The organism is Arthrobacter sp. TJ-240 (genome assembly GCF_058269195.1).
In genome coordinates this window covers 71700-89434 of record NZ_JBZCNG010000004.1, presented here as the reverse complement: position 1 = coordinate 89434, position 17735 = coordinate 71700, and the positions used below count along the sequence as shown (strand labels likewise).

The following is a 17735-nucleotide window of genomic DNA, read 5'->3' as shown; positions in this document are numbered from 1 at the left end:
GCTGCCGAACCATGACCTCTAAACCGTCAAGGTGAGCAACGGCGCGAAGAAGTCCGGGGACGGACCTAGTGCGGGTGGCCTTTCGGAGCATCGTACCCCCATGAACACACACAAATTCAGCACCAGCGCGCGTCGCGGACTTGCCGCAGTAGCACTCACCGGCCTCGGCCTCGGCGCAGCGGCCGGTGCGGCCAACGCAGCCCCCGCCAGCGACTGGGACGCACTCGCCCAGTGCGAGAGCGGCGGAAACTGGGGCATCAACACCGGTAACGGCTTCTCCGGTGGACTGCAGTTCCAGCCCTCCACCTGGGCAGGCTTCGGCGGCCAGGGCAACCCACAGGACGCCTCCCGTGAGCAGCAGATCGCCGTCGCCGAGAAGGTCCTCGCCGGCCAGGGCTGGGGCGCATGGCCCGCCTGCTCCGCCAAGCTCGGCCTGAGCAGCGGCGCCAACCCGGGTGCCGTCCCGGCCCAGGCGGCTCCGGCTCCCGTCCAGTACCAGTACCAGACGACGGCGCCGGCTCCCGTGCAGTACCAGGCACCGGTCCAGGCTCCCGTGGAGTACCAGGCACCGGTCCAGGCCCCCGTAGCCGTCGCTCCTGTCGCCGAGGCGCCTGTCGCCGTGGCTCCCGTCGCCCTGAGCGGCGAGACGTACACCATCCAGTCGGGCGATACCCTTGGCTCCATCGCGACGAAGCTCGGCGTCACGGGCGGCTGGCAGGCACTCTTCGCCGCCAACGCCGACACCGTCATCCACGCCGACCTGATCTTCACCGGTCACGTCCTGCAGCTCCCGGCCTAGTCCGGGTTCGGATCCGCACTCGGATTCGAGCTGAACCACAGCTGAACCACTGAGCCCCCGCCTCCTCGAGGCGGGGGCTCAGTGGTTTAACGCCTGAACCGGTACGGTCACCCGCAGGACGTGGCGTCGACGTCGATCTTCAGATCATGAGCCACCGAGTAGTCGCGCTCGGGCGTGGAGAAGGCGACGAGGATGTTCTCGGCGCTGCCGTGCGTGACACCCTCGGCGAGCTCGACGGTGACGATGATGTTGACGTGCGCATCGGGCGCCAACCGGTAGCCCTCGGCCGGGACCGGCGGGCCGATCGGCTCGGGCGGCCCGCTGGGTGTCGGCGCCGGGGTCGCACTGTGACCCCCGTGGGCCCCCGCATCGGCGCCCGTGTGGTTGTGCCCCTCGCGGTTGGCCGTCTGGACCATGGACGAGAGGATGTTCAGGCCCTCCGGATCCCCCAGCGTCATCGCGCCGAAGGTGAAGGTCTCAAGCGTGGGGTTATGGAGCATCACGGTGTAGCGCAGGCGGCTGTCGTCGGGCTGCACCCCGCAGAGCTCCGCGCCGTCGATCCCGACGTTCAGCGGATCGTCGCCGAGATCGCCGAGGCCCTCCGTCACGGACGCTGCCCGGTTGCCGGCCTCCGGAGCGCCCGGTGTGGTCGACAGTGTCTGCCCGTCCGCCGTGTTGACGCCGAGGGGATTCTCCTCGACGGCACCGCAACCCGCCAGGGCCAGCGCACTCGCGAGCGCGACGGCGGCCAGGGTGGTGCGCGGTGTCGAGGGCAGTGCACTCAGGAGGTTCACGATCAGCCTGTCCGTGTCAGCCGGCCGCCGGATGGCGAGCCTTCGGCGCTGGTGAACGTGATTCGTCGCACAGCACCGCCCGGCTTGGTCCGGGCCCCGGCGCACCGGGGCGTCCGGTCAGGCGAGGGGCTTGCCACCGGTCACGCCCAGCACCTCGCCGGAGACGTAGCGTGCATCGTTCGAGGCGAGGAAGACGTATGCCCCCGCCAGTTCCGCCGGCTGCCCCATCCGGCCGAGCGGCGTGCCCTCACCGAAGGAGTCCAGCTTCTCGCTCGTGGTCGTGGCCGGCTGCAGGGGCGTCCAGATGGGTCCCGGTGCGACGGCGTTGACCCGGATGCCGCGCTCGCCCAGCAGTTCGGCGAGACTGAACGTCAGGTTGTTGAGTGCAGCCTTCGTGGCCGCGTAGTCCATGAGGCTCGTGGACGGGTGGTAGCCCTGGATCGAGGTGGTGTTGATGATCGAGGCGCCCTCGTCCAGGTGGGGCAGTGCTGCCTGCGTGAGCCAGATGGTGCCGTACACGTTCGTCTCGAACGTCCGGCGCAGCTGACCGGCGTCGATGTCCGGCAGCCCGTTCGGCTGCGCGATGTGGAACCCTGCGTTGTTCACGAGGATGTCCAGCCCGCCGAGCCCGTCGAGCACCTGCCGGATGGCCGAGGGCGCGTAGTCCTCCTCCCGCAGGTCGCCGGGGACGGCGAGCGCGGTTCGGCCCTCGGCGCGGATGAGCTCGAGGCAACTGGCGCCGTCCTCCTCCTCCTCCGGCAGGTACCCGATAGCGACGTCGGCTCCCTCACGGGCGAAGGCGAGCGCCACGGCCCTGCCGATCCCCGAGTCGCCGCCCGTGATGAAGGCGCGCCGCCCGGTCAGCCGTCCGTGGCCCGTATAGCTGTCCTCGCCGTGGTCCGGCCGCGGATCCATGCGCTCGGTGAAGCCCGGGTACTCCTGCAGTTCGGTGGAGGCATCGACGTCTGGACCGCGCGGATCCTCCTGGTCGAGGGTGCCTGAGGGGTCGTTGCCCATGGTGCTCCTGCCGTCGGACGAGCGGTGTGCTGCGTGGACACTAAGCCTACTGTCATTGTGTTTGGGGCGTTAGTCCTCTAGTAATGGATCTATGACAGTGATCCTGAGGTCCCTCGAGACCGCCGTGCCCGCGACAGTCATGGTGCAGTCCCAGGTCCGTGATGTGTTCGCGGCTCAGCCCGGTCTCACCCGGCTCGGCCAGCGTCTCGTCGGAGCGGCCTTCGACTCCTCCGGCATCGAGACCCGCTACACGGTCCTCGAGGAACTGACGCTCGACCGGTCCTTCGACGACCCCCTCTTCTTCGACCGGGAGGAGCTGCGGATCCTGTCCCCCAGTACCAAGGTCCGCAACGAGGTGTACGCGGAGGAGGGCACCAAGCTCTTCGTCGAGGCCGCCCGGAAGGCGCTCGCCGCGGCGCCGGGCATCGAGGCGTCGGACATCACGCACGTCGTCACGGCGTCCTGCACGGGGTTCTTCGCACCCGGCCCCGACTACAAGGTGGTCCGCGCCCTGGGGCTCGACCCCTCGGTGCAGCGCTACCACCTCGGCTTCATGGGCTGCTACGCCGCCTTCCCGGCGCTCCGGTCCGCGAAGGCGTTCTGCGATGCCGACCCGGACGCCGTCGTCCTCGTGATCGCCGCCGAGCTGTGCTCGCTGCACGTGCGCTCCTCCAACAACCCCGACACCATCGTGGGGTCGTCGCTGTTCGCCGACGGCGCCGCCGCGGCCGTGGTCTCCGCGCGGGAGATCCCTTTGACTGCTCCCGCGCTCAGCCTCGACCACTTCGAGACGGTGCTGACACCGGTGGGTGAGGAGGCCATGGCCTGGAACATCGGCGACGAGGGCTTCGAGATGGTCCTCGGCACGTATGTCCCCCACATCATCGACGACCACATCGTCGGGGCGCTCGAACCGCTGCTGGCGCGGGACGCCTCCCTGCAGGGCCTCGACTACTCCGAGATCGAGCACTGGGCCATCCACCCGGGCGGCCGCAGCATCCTGGACAAGGTCGAGGCCAAGCTCGGGCTCACGGAGCAGCAGCTCGTCCCCGCGCGCGAGACGCTGCGCGACTACGGGAACATGAGCAGCGCGACGGTCATGTTCGTGCTGAAGAACATCCTCGACCAGCCGGCCTCCCCGGGGAACGACCGCATCTGCTCGATGGCGTTCGGTCCCGGGCTCACGGTCGAGACCGCCCTCTTCACCCGGATCGGCGCGATCCCCGCCGGTGCCGGGAATGCCGCGCCCGGCGGGGCCGCCGTCGAGGTCGCCGACGAGGTCGACGACGCCGTTCCCGCGGATCTCGAACCCATCCTCACCGAAGCGGGCGCATGAGCCGACCGGGGTTCCTCGCCGTACGGGACCTGGACGCCATCGAGGAGATGGACCGGCCCGACTGCGATCCCGGGCGGCTGACGCGCACCTATGCGCAGTTCGGCATCGTCAACGCCGCGGTGTCCGGGCTGCGCCGCACCTACACGAGCCTGCTGCGACCCGCGTTCTCACCGGACCGCATCAACACCCTGCTGGACATCGGCTCGGGCGGCGGCGACGTGCCGCGCGCGCTGGCACGCTGGGCGCAACTCGACGGCCTGGCCCTCGAGGTGACGGCGATCGATCCCGACGAGCGGGCGCACGCCTACGCGACCTCGCGTCCCGCCCTGCCCGGGCTCTCGTTCCGCCGCGCCCTGAGCTCGGAGCTCGTGGCGCAGGGCGAGGCGTTCGACGCCGTCGTCTCCAACCATGTGCTGCATCACCTGGACCGCGCCACGTTCGCCGCCCTGCTCGACGACTCGGACCGGCTGACCCGGCGCGTGGCCGTGCACAGCGACATCGCACGCCATCCCGTCGGCTACGCCCTGTTCTCGGTGGGCACGCTGCCGCTGCCCGGGTCCTACATCCGCCGCGACGGCCTGACCTCCATCCGTCGCAGCTACACCCCGGCCGAACTGCGGGCCGCGGTCGCCGACCGGCCGGACTGGCAGGTGCGCACGGCGATGCCGTTCATCAACCACCTGGTGCTCGACCGTCGGGACGGACACGGGGACGCCGGCCGTGCATGACGTGATCGTCGTCGGCGGCGGGCCCGTCGGACTGTACACGGCGCTGCTCCTGCGGCAGGCGGGCCTCGACGCCGTCGTGCTGGAACGCCGCGTCGCGCGCAGCGACCATTCACGGGCCATCGGCGTCCATCCGCCCGCGCTGCGCGCGCTCGAGGCCGGAGGGATCGCCGACGAGCTCCGCGCCCGCGGCGTGCTCATCCGCGACGGCGTGGCCCGCAGCGCCGGGCGGCACGTGGGCACGGTGTCCTTCTCCACGCTGCCCGGCGGCGAGAAGTACGTCCTGGCCGTGCCGCAGGCCGTCACCGAGGAGATCCTCGAGCGCCGGCTCGAGGAGCAGTTCCCCGGCACGGTGCGGCGGGGCGTCGCGGTACTCTCCACGCGCGACGACGGCGACCATGTGCTCGCTGTGACGAGGATGCCCGGCGGCGATGCCGCGCTCGAGGCGAGGCTCCTCGTCGCCGCCGACGGTGCCCGCAGCTCCGTCCGCGACGATGCGGGTATCCGCGCTCCCCTGCGCCGCTATCCGGACTGCTACGTCATGGGCGACTTCCAGGACTCCACCGACGACGGCGATGACGCCGTCCTCTACCTCGAGACCGGCGGCATCGTCGAGTCCTTCCCCCTGCCCGGCGGCATCCGCCGGTGGGTGGTGCGCGTCGGCTGTCCGGTGGACCGGCCGACAGCGGAGGACCTGACCCGGCTCATCCGCGACCGGACGGGCGTCGACGTCGATCCCGGCACCAACTCCATGCTGAGCGCGTTCGAGGTCCAGTCGCGCCTGGCCGAACGGTTCGTCGCCGGCCGCATCGTCCTGGTGGGCGACGCCGCCCACGAGGTGTCCCCGATCGGCGGGCAGGGCATGAACCTGGGCTGGCTCGACGCCGTCCGGCTCGTCCCCATCATGACGGCATCGCTGCGCGACGGCCACGACGTCGCCGCCCGGTTGGCCACCTATGAGAGGGAACGCCGGGCGCAGGCGGCGCTCGCCCGCCGGAAGGCGCACCTCAACATGACACTCGGGCGGCCCCTGCCGGCGCCGCTCATGCGCCCGCGCAACGCCGTGCTGGGCGCGCTCATCCGGAACGACGCCGTGCACGGCGGAGTGGCCCGGGCCTTCACCATGCAGTGATCCGCCTCCCCCTTTCAACGACAGGACCCCCGCGGCGTCCGTGTGCCGGCCGACACTTTCGGGTGTCGGCCGGCACACGGATGCCGCGGGGGTCGCCCGAGACCTGCGAGGGTCCGAGGGTCTACTTCCTGAGCAGGCCCTTCTTGACGTTCTCGGGACGCTGCATCTCGCCCTGCTTGGATCCCATCACCACGACGATGCCGCTGATGACGGGCAGGAGCCACTGGGTGGCCTTGAGCTGCGACTGCGCTTTGGCCAGTTCGTCGCTGGCACCGGGACGGGGCTCGGTCGCGCCCTCTCCACCCTGCTCGGCGAGCTCGCCGACCTTCTTGCCGAGCATTCCGGAGTACAGCGAGAGTGCCATGCCCGCGACCGTGACGACGGACTTCCAGACGGTGTTCGAGCCGACCGAGTCCTGGGCCGCGACACGGCCCTTGTTGCCGAGGATCAGGCCGATGCCGCCGATGGCGTGGACGGCGAACGCCGCGATCTGGACCGGGGTCCACTTGGCCCAGCCGAGCGCGGACAGGCGCGTGCGCTCCTTGGGGTCCTTCGCCTTGCCGGTTGCACCGTTGAGTCCGACTGCGCCCATCAGGGTACCGCCGAACCACGCTGCAGCGCCGAGATCGTGGGCTGATCGTGCCAAAAGGTTTCCTGCCATGATGTGAGCTCCTTAGACGTGGTTCCACCTACCCCTCTACATTTATCAGCCTGCTTAGGATTAAGCTATTGCCAGCTTCAAATAGTGAGCGGATGGGATCCCGTCCGCGGAACTGCTACGAAAGGTCCGGGACGGATGGCGGAGGATACGAACGATCTCGACGGCGTATGGGCCCAGTGGAAGGACGCGGTCAACATGAGCGCCTCCGAGCTGGAGAAATGGCTTGACACCGAGGAATCGCAGGCGGTGGGGCAGAAGGAGTCGGGGTCGGGCGAGTCCGTGGGCCACGAATCGGGTCGGCGCATCGTGAAGATCCTCGGTACCAGGCGTGACGATCTCGAGGACGACGACGTCCGGCACATGCACAAGGTGGTGGGCTACGTGCACCGGCATCTCGCCCAGCGGCCGTCCAAGGAGGACATCGGGTCCTCGAAGTGGCGCTACTCGCTGATGAACTGGGGTCACGACCCCCTGAAGTAGGCGGTCTTCCCTGGAAGGATGAAGGGCGCCCCGCCGATGCGGGGCGCCCTTCGTGTCGTCCTGTGCTACTTCGCTACTTCCTCGACAGCGCGCTCTCTCTGTGCGCCGCCTGCTTGCCCGACTTCGCGCTCTCCACGGTGTAGTAGGGCTCGTCCTTGGACGCCTTGAACGTCTGGTCGTCGAAGGTGAACTCCTTGTCGTGCTTCTCCACGACCTTCCCCTCGGTGGCGCCCTGCGACGTGTTCCAGGTGACCTTGTCGCCCTTGCTGAATGACATTGCGTTCCCTCCTCGAGGCAGTGGTGCTTCCGACCCTGTCACCCCGCGGAGGAAAAGGGAACCCTAGGAATCGAGGTGCGTGGGTGCGAAGAGCCGCACGAGCGTCTCCACGACGACGACGTTGGGGCCGTCCGCCGCGAGGCTCTCGCGCAGGGCGTCGCCGACGTCCTCCGGGGCCACCCGGCGCGCCGGGACGCCGAAGGATTCGGCGAGCGCCACGAAGTCGGGCCGGGCGAGCTCGGTCGCCGTCGCCTTGCCGAACGCGCCCTCCATGTACTCGCGGAGGATGCCGTAGCCGCCGTCGTCGACGATCAGCCAGGTGACGGGGATGTCGTGCTGGCGGGCCGTGGCGAGCTCGGCGATGGAGTACATCGCGGAACCGTCACCCGAGACGGCGAGGACCCGTGCGGGCAGTCCGCGCGACTCGAGGCCGATCGAGCCGCCGATGGCACCGGGGAAGCCGAAGCCGAGGCCCCCGGCGCCCTGCGCGGAGTGGAACTGGCCCTCGCGGGCGTCCCAGCAGCTCCAGGCCCAGTAGGCGGAGATGGTCATGTCCCAGAACGTCTGCATGTCCGCCGGGACGGCGTCGCGGAGGTCCTGCATGAACGCGCGCTCCTTGGCGAGGTCCTGCGCATCGAGCCGCGCACCGACGCGTGCCAGGGTCGTGGCGACGAGGGCGACGGCGTCGTAGCCCGGCTCGCGGGACCGGTCGAGCGGCTCGAGGGCCTCGTCGAGGGCGGCGAGGGCCTGACCGGCGTCGGCACGGATCCCCAGGGCGGGCCGGTTGGACTCGAGGACCCGCGGTTCGGCGTCGATCTGGATGATGCGGCCGCGCGGTTCGAGGGTGAAGTAGTTGGACGTGACCTCGCCCAGCGACGAGCCGACCACGAGCAGCACGTCGGCGTCCTCGAGCACCTCGGTGACGTGCCGGTCCTCCACCCATGACTGCAGCGAGAGCTCGTGCGTCCAGGGGAAGGCGCCGTTGCCGCCCGGCGAGCAAACCACCGGCGCACCGAGCTTCTCGGCGATGGAGAGCAGCCACTTCTCGGCCCTGCCGCGCCGTGTGCCGCCGCCGGCGACGATCGCCGGGCGCTTCGAATCGCGGAGCCAGGCCACGGCCTCGCGGGTGAGCTCGATCCGCGGGGGGTTGTCGAAGGGCTCGGCGAGTGCGTCCTCGACCTCGGGCACCATCACGGGATCCAGCAGCACGTTCTGCGGCACCTCGATCCACACCGGCCCCTGGGGCGAGGACACGGCCTCGGTCCAGGCGTCCTGGATGGCCGACGGGATGCCCGAGGCGTGCTGGATGAGGCGCTGGCTCTTGGTGACGTTCGCAGCCGACGCCTTCTGGTCGTCGAGCTGGTGCAGCATGCCCTTGCGGCGCGCACCGAGGCCCTCCAGAGGGATCTGGCTCGCGACGACCACCATGGGGACGCCGGTCGCGTAGGCCTCCTGCAGGCCGGCGAGCGAGGTCAGCGCGCCCGGCCCGGTGGAGAGGAACAGGACGCCGACGTCGCCGGTCGCGCGGGAGAAGCCGTCGGCGGCGAACGCGGAGTTGTTCTCCACGCGTGAGGAGACGAAGCGCAGGTCGGAGCGGGACAGCGCGTCGAACAGACCGAGCGCGTGCTGCCCGGGGATGCCGAAGACCGTCGTCGCGCCGAGGGCGGAGAGGGTCTCGACCACGAGGTCGCCGCCGTTGCGCTGGCCGGTGACGGGGGCGGGGGGCGCGGACGCGGCGCCGTCGGTGATCTCCATCAGTGGTCCTCGGTCATCGGGGCGGCGGGTGCGGGTGTGAGGGTGTCGGCCATCAGCGTCACGAGATCGTAGGCGACGTGGGAGGCCGCCACGCCGGTCATCTCGGCGTGGTCGTAGGCGGGGGCCACCTCGACGACGTCGGCGCCGACGAGGTTCAGGCCGCGGAGGCCGCGGAGGATCTCGAGCAGTTCGCGGCTCGTGATGCCGCCGGCCTCGGGCGTGCCGGTGCCGGGGGCGTGTGCGGGGTCGAGGACGTCGATGTCCACCGAGACGTAGAGCGGCCGGTCGCCGATGCGCGTACGGAGCCGGTCGACCACCTCGTCGACGCCCTGGCGGTAGACGTCCGAGGACGTCACGATGCCGAAGCCGAAGCGACGGTCGTCCTCGAGGTCCCGCACGCCGTAGAGCGGGCCGCGCGTGCCGACGTGGGAGATGGCCTCGGTGTCGAGGATCCCCTCCTCCACCGCACGGCGGAAGGGCGTGCCGTGCGTGTACTCGGCGCCGAAGTAGGTGTCCCAGGTGTCGAGGTGGGCGTCGAAGTGCAGCATGGCCACGGGCGATCCCGCCCGTTCGGCCGCCGCCCGCAGGAGGGGCAGCGCGATGGTGTGGTCGCCGCCGAGCGTGACCAGGCGCGCGCCGTCGGCGGTCAGGTCCAGTGCGTTCTGCTGCACGGTCTCGATGGCCTCGTGGATGTTGAAGGGGTTGACCGCCATGTCGCCGGCGTCTGCCACCTGCACGCGTTCGAAGGGCGAGACGTCGAGGGCCGGGTTGTACGGCCGGAGGAGTCGTGAGGCCTCGCGGATGTGGTTGCCGCCGAACCGGGCGCCGGGCCGGTAGGAGACGCCGGAGTCGAAGGGGACCCCGACGACGGCGATGTCCGCGCGGTCCACCTGGTCGAGGCGCGGCAGGCGCGCGAAGTTGGCCGCCCCTGCGTAGCGGGGGATGCGGGAGGAGTCGATCGGGCCCACATGCCCGCCTCCCGTGACGCGCAGTTCTTCCACAGCTTCCATCCCGTCCGGGCTCCCCTCGCCCATGCGGAGTTGCCCAATATGCATCAAAGGTTTTGCACAAGGCTATTGCCGCGGGGAAAGGGGGTCAACACCCGGCGCGACCCAGGCGCGGCCGCACGCTGGGACCCACACCATGCGGCCTGCCTGTTAAGGAAGCGTCAAGACGGGCCGACGGCGACCGGGCGGGACCTACGGTGATCGAGTGAGTTCCTCCGTACGCATCCCACCGGCACAGGCAAAGACACAGGCACAGGCGCAGCGCGGCAAGCGCCTCGGGCGCTGGCTGCTCGACGAGCCTGCGCAGCCCAGTATCCACCAGCCCGAGCCGGAGCGGACCCAGCCGTGGTGGAAGGTCATGTGCCTCACGGGCGTCGACTACTTCTCGACCCTCGGCTACCAGCCCGCCATCGCCGCTGCCGCCGCCGGCGTCCTGTCCCCGCTCGCGACCCTCATCCTCGTCGCCGTCACGCTCTTCGGTGCGCTCCCGGTGTACAAGCGCGTCGCGTCGGAGAGCCCGCGCGGCGAGGGCTCGATCGCCATGCTCGAGAAGCTGCTGCCCAAGTGGCGCGGCAAGGTCTTCGTGCTGGTGCTGCTCGGCTTCGCCGCCACGAGCTTCCTCATCACCATGACGCTCTCCGCCGCCGATGCGAGTGCGCACCTCATCGAGAACCCCTTCGCCCCGGCCTGGCTGCAGGGCCAGGAGGTCCTCATCACCGTGGTGTTCCTCGGGCTGCTGTCCGGAGTCTTCCTCCGCGGCTTCCGCGAGGCCATCGGCATCGCCGTCGCGCTCGTCGCCGCGTTCCTCGTGCTGAACCTGTGCGTGGTCGTCGTCTCGGTCGTGCAGATCGTGCAGCAGGGCGGCCTCGTGGGGAACTGGTGGACAGCACTGACCACGCAACACGGCAACCCGCTGATCATGCTCGGCCTGGCCGTCCTGATCTTCCCGCGCCTGGCCCTCGGCCTCTCGGGCTTCGAGACCGGCGTGGTCGTCATGCCGCAGATCGACGGCAGGCCCGGCGACACCGAGGAGGACCCGGCCGGCCGGATCGCCGGCGCCCACAAGCTCCTCACCTCGGCCGCGCTCATCATGAGCGGCTTCCTCATCGCCTCGAGCCTCGTCACCACGCTGCTGATCCCCGCCGAGGCCTTCGAGGAGGGCGGCCCGGCCAACGGCCGCGCCCTGGCCTACCTCGCGCACCTCTACCTCGGCGACGGCTTCGGCACCGCGTACGACATCTCGACGATCGGCATCCTCTGGTTCGCCGGCGCATCCGCGATGACCGGCCTGCTGAACCTCGTGCCGCGCTACCTCCCCCGCTACGGCATGGCCCCGGCCTGGGCGAAGGCCGTGCGCCCGCTCGTGCTGGTCATCACGCTCATCGCCATCCTCGTCACCTTCTTCTTCAGGGCCGACGTCGAGGCCCAGGGCGGCGCGTACGCCACGGGTGTCCTGGCCCTCATCACGTCCGCCTCGGTCGCGGTCACGCTCTCGGCACGCCGCAAGCGCCAGCGCGGCCTGACCATCGGCTTCGGCATCGCGACGGTGGTGTTCGTCCTGACGACGGCCGTCAACATGATCGAACGCCCCGACGGCCTGAAGATCGCCACCTGCTTCATCCTCGGCATCATCGTGATCTCGTTCGTCTCCCGCTTGCGCCGCGCGTTCGAGCTGCGGGCCACGGACATCCGCATGGACGAGGCGGCCGTGTCCTTCGTCAGCTCGCAGGACGACGGCGACATCCTGCTGATCGCGCACGAACCCAAGCGCCTCAGCAGCTCCGCCTACCGGCACAAGCTCCAGCACGCCTGCGCCGTCTCGCACTTCCCGGGCACCGCCCGCCCGCTGTTCATCGAGGTGACGGTGGACGACTCGTCCGAGTTCGAGACCGAACTGCGCGTGCGCGGCGTGGTGCGGCACGGCTACCGCATCCTCGAGGTCCACAGTTCCAACGTGCCGAACACCATCGCCGCCGTCATGCTGCACATCCGCGACATCACGGGGCTTATGCCCCACGTCTACTTCCGCTGGACGGAGGGCGACCCGGTGTCCAACCTGTTCAGGTTCCTCTTCACCGGCGAGGGCGAGATCGCACCTGTCACGCGCGAGGTCCTGCGCGCGGCCGAGCCGGACGTGACGAAGCGCCCCTGGGTGCACGTGGGCTGAGGCGAGCTACTTCCCGGAGGCTGCGGGAACGAGCGTCCACAGCACGACGGCCTCGCGGTCGTCCGGGTTGAGCCACGTGTGGGGCTCACGGCCAGGGAAGGTGACGGTGTCCCCGGCCTCGAGCTCGTAGCGGGTGTTGGAGAAGATCAGGACGAAGCGGCCCTCGACCACGTGGAGGGTCTCCACCTCGCAGTCCACCGAGTAGAGCTCGTCCTCCCCCTTGCCGCGGGGCTCGACGACGGCGCGGATCATCTGGAGCCGGCGTTCCGAGCGGGCGGTCATGAGCCGCTCGGTGATACCCTGCCCGCCCAGACTGATCCGGGGTGCCTCAGCTGACCGGGTCAGGTGTGTCTCGGGCACCTGGAACAGGTCCCCGATCGAGATGGAGAGCACCTGGCACAGGGTCACGAGCGAGGCGACGGACGGCGACGTGAGGTCCCGCTCCACCCTGCTGAGGAATCCCTTCGTCAGGCCGGTGGAATCGGCCACCTGCTCGATCGTCATGCGCTGCGCCTGCCGCGCGGCACGGATCCGCGAGCCGATCGCGACCGGGACGTTGGTGGGCTCGACGGGCAGTGCCTTCATGCGTGTCCTCTCCTCCGGCGCTCCGGGAAGGTCCCTCGTCCCCGGGAGGACGGCGGCCTTCGACGGGCATGCCATGGTTGACGCGTGACCCGCGTCACGAGTAGCTTACTAGGCAACATTAGTTGCTCACAGGGCATCGACGCGGGAATCTCGACCGGAAGGCTCGTCCATGCAAGCACTCAATATAGCCATCGTGGTGGCCTATCTCGTCGCCATGCTGGGCTTCGGCTGGTGGGGCAAGTCCCGCACGCGCAACGCCAGCGACTACCTCGTGGCCGGCCGGCGTCTCGGCCCGCTGCTCTACACGGGCACCATGGCCGCCGTCGTCCTCGGCGGGGCCTCCACGGTGGGCGGTGTGGGCCTCGGGTACCAGTACGGCATCTCCGGCATGTGGCTGGTGGTGGCCATCGGCACCGGCGTGCTGCTGCTCAGCCTCCTGTTCGCCCCCACCATCCAGCGGCTCAAGATCTACACCGTCTCGCAGATGCTCACCCTGCGCTACGGGCACCGCGCCACGCGCGTGTCGGGCATCGTGATGCTCGCGTACACGCTCATGCTCTGCGCCACATCCACGGGCGCCTACGCCACCATCTTCGTGGTGCTCTTCGGCTGGGACCGCGCCCTCTCCATCGCCGTCGGCGGCGCGATCGTCCTCGTCTACTCGACCATCGGCGGCATGTGGTCGATCACGCTCGCCGACATGGCCCAGTTCGTCATCAAGACCATCGGCGTCTTCGCCCTCATGCTGCCCTTCTCCCTCGCTGCGGCGGGCGGCTTCTCCGGCATCGCCGAACGCGCCGGGGACGAGTTCTTCAGCATCACCGGCATCGGCGCGCAGAGCATCATCACCTACTTCGTGGTCTACACGCTGGGACTCCTCATCGGCCAGGACATCTGGCAGCGCGTCTTCACGTCCCGGACCCCGGAGATCGCCCGCTGGGGCGGGTCCGCCGCCGGCATCTACTGCATCCTCTACGGGGTCGCGGGTGCCGTCATCGGCATGAGCGCCAGCGTCATCCTGCCGGACATCGAGTCGAGGGACGACGTCTATGCGGACATCGCCCTGAACGTCCTGCCGATCGGTATCGGCGGGCTCGTCCTCGCCGCGGCCGTCGCGGCCATGATGTCCACTGCGTCCGGTGCGCTGATCGCGGCCGCCACGGTGGCGAGGACCGACGTCGTGCCGTTCGTGGCCGGCTGGTTCGGCAGGGGTGGCACGGGCGGCACCGAGCGTGCGACGTCGGAGCACGACGTCGCCTCCAGCCGCTGGTGGGTCCTCGGCCTGGGGCTCGTGACGATCGCCCTCGCCGTGATCGTGCAGGACGTCGTGGCGGCCCTCACCATCGCCTACGACATCCTCGTGGGCGGACTCCTCGTCGCGATCCTCGGCGGCCTCGTCTGGCGTCGCGGCAACGGTGTGGGCGCCGGCGCGTCGATGGCGGCGGGCACCCTCGTGACGCTCGGCGTCATGACGTACCTGGAGGTCACCGCCGAGGCCCGGTACGACGGCATCTATGCCAACGAGCCGATCTACTTCGGACTGGGCGCATCGCTCCTCGTGTACACGGTCGTGTCCGTCCTGACGCGGCCGACGGACCCGGAGGTCATGGCCGCCTGGGACCGGCGGGTCGCCGGCGAGGTGCCCGAGGACGTCCCCGCCGTCCGCTGACCATGTTCCGTCTGGACCGGAGAACGGACGAGGAAGGCCTCCCGGTCATCGCCGGGAGGCCTTCCTCGTCCACAGACTGCTGCGCGCTCCCGCTCGCCGCGGGAAGCCGCCGGTCAGCCCTTCGGGGCGGACGAGCTTCCCCCGCGCCCGCGGCGTCCGCGCAGGCCCTTGCCGCTCCCCTCGACCGGTTCCGCGGCAGCAGCCTCGCCGGTTGCGCCGTCGGGGGTCCCGGTGGCGTCGGCTGATCCTGCGGTCGGGGTGCTGCTCGGAGAACTGCCCGATGAGCCCGCGTGCGCGGACGGATCGCCGGCCATGCGGCCGGTGGGGTTGTCGTCGTCGTCGTGCCCTTCGATCCTGCGCTCCTGCGTCCCGGGCCTCTCGTGTGCCTCGTGGACGGCGATCCCCGCCTCCGCCTTCCTCTGGGCGTGCTCCTCCTTCGGTGTGGAGCTGAGACCGTGGCCCGTCTCGTCGAGGGCCGTCAGCTTCTCGGCCTCCGCGACCTCGTCCTCGGTGATCTCCCCGTCCTTCTCCTTGTTCCAGGCCTTGATGGCGGCCCAGCTGACCGCGGCCACGGGCACCGAGAGGATGGCGCCGATGATCCCGGCGAGGATGGTGCCGGCCGTGAGGGCGACCAGGATGACGAGGGCATGCACCTGCAGCGTGCGGCCCATGACCACGGGCTGCAGGAAATTGCCCTCCAGCTGGTTGACCACGATGACCGCGACGATGACCATGAGGGCCACGAACGGCCCGTTGGCGACGAGGGCGATCAGCGCCGCGAGGACGCCCGCGAGGGTCGCACCGACGAGCGGGATGAACGCGCCGACGAACACGATCACTGCCAGCGGCAGGGCGAGTGGGACGCCGAGGAAGAACAGCGCGAGACCGATGAAGACGGAGTCGACGAGCGCGACGATCGCCGTACCGCGGACGTACCCGCCGAGCACGGCCATGCTGCTGTAGCCCACACGGCGGGCCTTGACCAGACGGCGACCCTTGAACGCGCGGAGCATGAAGGCCCAGATCTTCTCGCCGTCCTTGAGGAAGAAGAACAGGATCACCACCATGAGCAGGGCCCCGGCGAAGAAGTTGCCGGCCGCACTCAGACCGGAGATGGCTCCCGCTCCCACGGTGCTCGAGGTCGCGAAATCGACGGCCCAGTCACGCGCCTGCTGGATCTGCGCGTCGTCGACGGGAATGGGTCCGTTCTGCACGAAGGCATAGAGCTTGTCGAAGCCCTCCACGGCGCTCGAGGCCAGCTCGTCGGCCTGACCGACGACGGCGAACACGATGCCCGTGATCAGTGCGCCGAACAGGACCAGGAGCAGCAGGAACGACACGGCGGTCGCCGCCGATGCCCCCCAGCCCTTCCGTCGGAGCCAGTTGACGAACGGCCCGATGGCAGCGGCGAGGATGAGCGCCAGCAGCATCGGGATGACGACGAGCCTGACCTGGATCAACGCGTACACGGCCACCACGCCGAGGACCAGGAGCAGCAGGACCTGCGCAGCCCTGATGCTGGCATTGCCGAGGCTGTCCCGCCAGGGCCCCTTCGGTCCCGGGATTCCCGCCCGTGTTTCTGCGGATTGTGTCATCGAGTGTCTCTTTCTCCTTCGGCGCGATGGCCATCGTCGAGCAGTTGGGTGCGTACCTCGCGGCGGAGCACCTTGCCGATCAGGGATCGAGGCAGGTCCTCGGCCCGGGAGATGGTGCGCGGGACCTTGTAGGCCGCGAGCGCCCCGCGGCAGTGGGCGCGGAGGGCCTCCGGGTCGAAGTCCGCCCCGGTCGCCGGGACCACGACGGCGGCGACGTCCTCGCCGCCACCACTGCGCGGGAGTCCGACGACGGCGGCATCGGCGACATCCGGATGGGCCCGCAGGGTGTCCTCGACCTCGGACGGCGCGACATTGAAGCCTCCCGTGATGATGAGCTCCTTGATGCGGTCCACGATCGTGATGAAGCCGTCCTCGTCCATCCGGACGATGTCTCCCGTCCGGAACCAGCCGCCGTCGAGCAGGGCGGCGTGGGTCTCGTCAGGTTTGCGCCAGTAGCCCTGGAACACCTGCGGACCGCGAATCAGCAGCTCGCCCGTCTCCCCGGCAGCGCGGTCGGTGCCGGGCTCCTCCGGATCGACGATGCGCACGTCCGTCCCGGGGAAGGGCACGCCGACGGTCCCGGGGCGCCGCGTGGGCCCGATGGGGTTGCCGGCGGCGACGGGCGAGGTCTCGGTGAGGCCGTAACCCTCGATGAGGTAGCCGTCGGTGGCGGTTTCCCACGTCTCCACGGTGGATTGCGGCAGGTTCATGGCCCCGGAGATGGCGAAGCGGATACTGCGCAGGTCCGCACCCCGGGCGGCTGCCCCTGCCGCCAGCCGCTCGTAGATCGGCGGCACGGCAGGCAGGAAGGTGGGTGGGCTCTTCCTCGCGGCATCGAGGACCAGGTCGACGTCGAACCTGGGGAACAGCACGAGCTTCGCGCCGATGCTCATGGCGAAGGTCAGGCAGAGCGTCAGGCCGTAGGCGTGGAACATGGGCAGGACGGCGTAGACCGTCTCCCGCCCGGCCTCGAGGCCGGGCACCCAGGCCCGGCCCTGCGCCGCGTTGGCGAGCAGGTTCCGGTGCGTGAGGATCGCGCCCTTGGGCACCCCGGTGGTGCCGCTCGTGTACTGGAGCACCGCGGTGTCCTCCGCGGTCGGGCGCGGGTGCTTCGCCGACAGCGGCCGGTGACGCAGCAGGTCCCGCCACCGCACGAGCGTCCGCGGCCCGGTGAGCTTCTCCGTCGTGGTGAGCGCGTCCCTGGCCTCACGGGCCCGGCGCATGGGCAGTGCCAGGGCGAGGCGGCGCGAGGCGGGCATCGCGCTGACGAGGTCCACCGATACCACGGTGGTGACGGCGATGTCGGCGGGCAGCTGCTGGATGCGGGGCACCACGCGGTCCCAGGCGATCGCCACCGTGGCCCCGTGGTCCTCGAACTGGTGCCGCAGCTCGCGGTCGGTGTACAGGGGGTTGTGCTCGACGACGATCGCCCCGAGCCGCAGGACGGCATAGAACGCGACGATGTGCTGCGGGCAGTTCGGCAGCACGAGGGCCACGCGGTCACCGGCGCCCACCCCGAGGGAGGACAGGCCCGCGGCGGCCCGGGCGACGGCCTTCCCCAGATCCCCGTACGTGGTCGGGGCGCCGAAGAATTCGAGGGCCGGTGCCGTCCGGTACTCCCGCACCGATGCGTCGAGCAGGTCCGGGAGGGTGCCGTCGGGTACGTCGAACACACGCGGCACGTCCGGTGCATAGCTTGCGACCCACGGTCGGGCTGCCAAATCCATAAGCCTGCT

The 17735-nt window shown here is 70.2% G+C and carries 16 protein-coding genes; 7 read left to right on the top strand and 9 right to left on the bottom strand.

Annotation, left to right across the window (positions count from 1 at the left end; genetic code table 11):
* Positions 1–100 precede the first annotated feature (100 nt).
* Positions 101–799: a transglycosylase family protein gene (locus AC4D2C_RS11395; RefSeq protein ID WP_490914943.1), complete on the top strand. Its 699-nt coding sequence runs from the start codon at positions 101–103 to the stop codon at positions 797–799.
* Between the two features lie 107 nt (positions 800–906).
* Here AC4D2C_RS11395 and AC4D2C_RS11390 read toward each other — a convergent pair whose 3' ends face one another.
* Positions 907–1593, bottom strand: a complete 687-nt coding sequence (locus AC4D2C_RS11390) for a hypothetical protein (RefSeq protein ID WP_490914942.1) — start codon at positions 1591–1593, stop codon at positions 907–909.
* A gap of 117 nt (positions 1594–1710) precedes the next feature.
* Entirely contained in the window at positions 1711–2610 is a 900-nt protein-coding gene (locus AC4D2C_RS11385) for an SDR family oxidoreductase (protein WP_490905266.1), read from the bottom strand.
* A gap of 91 nt (positions 2611–2701) precedes the next feature.
* Between AC4D2C_RS11385 and AC4D2C_RS11380 the strand changes: the two genes are divergently transcribed.
* The 3 genes from AC4D2C_RS11380 to AC4D2C_RS11370 are packed head-to-tail and all read left to right on the top strand — an operon-like array spanning position 2702 to position 5803.
* Positions 2702–3946: a type III polyketide synthase gene (locus AC4D2C_RS11380; RefSeq protein ID WP_490914941.1), complete on the top strand. Its 1245-nt coding sequence runs from the start codon at positions 2702–2704 to the stop codon at positions 3944–3946.
* A complete protein-coding gene (locus tag AC4D2C_RS11375; RefSeq protein ID WP_490914939.1) occupies positions 3943–4674 on the top strand; it encodes a class I SAM-dependent methyltransferase in 732 nt (243 codons plus the stop codon). The genes AC4D2C_RS11380 and AC4D2C_RS11375 overlap by 4 nt, the downstream gene beginning before the upstream one ends.
* The gene (locus tag AC4D2C_RS11370) at positions 4667–5803 is read left to right on the top strand and encodes an FAD-dependent oxidoreductase (RefSeq protein ID WP_490914937.1); all 1137 of its coding nucleotides are present in this window, start codon (positions 4667–4669) and stop codon (positions 5801–5803) included. The genes AC4D2C_RS11375 and AC4D2C_RS11370 overlap by 8 nt, the downstream gene beginning before the upstream one ends.
* Positions 5804–5924: 121 nt before the next feature.
* On the opposite strand, the gene AC4D2C_RS11365 is transcribed toward AC4D2C_RS11370, so the two are convergent.
* Positions 5925–6464, bottom strand: coding sequence for a hypothetical protein (locus AC4D2C_RS11365; RefSeq protein WP_490914935.1), 540 nt, complete (start codon positions 6462–6464; stop codon positions 5925–5927).
* A gap of 135 nt (positions 6465–6599) precedes the next feature.
* Between AC4D2C_RS11365 and AC4D2C_RS11360 the strand changes: the two genes are divergently transcribed.
* Positions 6600–6944, top strand: coding sequence for a DUF3140 domain-containing protein (locus AC4D2C_RS11360; protein WP_490914934.1), 345 nt, complete (start codon positions 6600–6602; stop codon positions 6942–6944).
* Between the two features lie 73 nt (positions 6945–7017).
* On the opposite strand, the gene AC4D2C_RS11355 is transcribed toward AC4D2C_RS11360, so the two are convergent.
* From AC4D2C_RS11355 to speB, 3 genes are all read right to left on the bottom strand, one after another.
* Complete coding sequence (locus AC4D2C_RS11355; RefSeq protein ID WP_490914932.1) at positions 7018–7221, bottom strand: hypervirulence associated TUDOR domain-containing protein; 204 nt, start codon at positions 7219–7221, stop codon at positions 7018–7020.
* A gap of 63 nt (positions 7222–7284) precedes the next feature.
* Entirely contained in the window at positions 7285–8976 is a 1692-nt protein-coding gene (locus AC4D2C_RS11350) for a thiamine pyrophosphate-binding protein (protein ID WP_490914930.1), read from the bottom strand.
* Positions 8976–9977, bottom strand: coding sequence for an agmatinase (gene speB / locus AC4D2C_RS11345; protein ID WP_490915270.1), 1002 nt, complete (start codon positions 9975–9977; stop codon positions 8976–8978). Before speB ends, AC4D2C_RS11350 begins: the two co-directional genes overlap by 1 nt.
* 364 nt (positions 9978–10341) lie before the next feature.
* Here speB and AC4D2C_RS11340 point away from each other — a divergent pair, with 364 nt between their 5' ends.
* The gene (locus AC4D2C_RS11340) at positions 10342–12150 is read left to right on the top strand and encodes an APC family permease (RefSeq protein WP_490915269.1); all 1809 of its coding nucleotides are present in this window, start codon (positions 10342–10344) and stop codon (positions 12148–12150) included.
* A 6-nt stretch (positions 12151–12156) separates the two neighbouring features.
* On the opposite strand, the gene AC4D2C_RS11335 is transcribed toward AC4D2C_RS11340, so the two are convergent.
* Positions 12157–12735 carry a cupin domain-containing protein gene (locus AC4D2C_RS11335; protein WP_490905259.1) on the bottom strand — a complete coding sequence of 193 codons (579 nt, stop codon included), beginning with the start codon at positions 12733–12735 and terminating at the stop codon, positions 12157–12159.
* Positions 12736–12904: 169 nt separating this feature from the next.
* On the opposite strand from AC4D2C_RS11335, the gene AC4D2C_RS11330 reads away from it, so the two are divergent.
* The gene (locus tag AC4D2C_RS11330; protein ID WP_490914928.1) at positions 12905–14404 is read left to right on the top strand and encodes a sodium:solute symporter family protein; all 1500 of its coding nucleotides are present in this window, start codon (positions 12905–12907) and stop codon (positions 14402–14404) included.
* Positions 14405–14517: 113 nt separating this feature from the next.
* Here the strand turns inward: AC4D2C_RS11330 and AC4D2C_RS11325 are convergent, their stop codons facing one another.
* Both AC4D2C_RS11325 and AC4D2C_RS11320 read right to left on the bottom strand, forming a co-directional pair.
* Positions 14518–15999 (bottom strand): AI-2E family transporter, encoded by a 1482-nt coding sequence (locus AC4D2C_RS11325; protein WP_490914926.1) that lies wholly within the window; start codon positions 15997–15999, stop codon positions 14518–14520.
* Positions 15996–17726 (bottom strand): long-chain-fatty-acid--CoA ligase, encoded by a 1731-nt coding sequence (locus AC4D2C_RS11320; RefSeq protein ID WP_490914925.1) that lies wholly within the window; start codon positions 17724–17726, stop codon positions 15996–15998. The genes AC4D2C_RS11325 and AC4D2C_RS11320 overlap by 4 nt, the downstream gene beginning before the upstream one ends.
* Between the last annotated feature and the right edge of the window lie 9 nt (positions 17727–17735).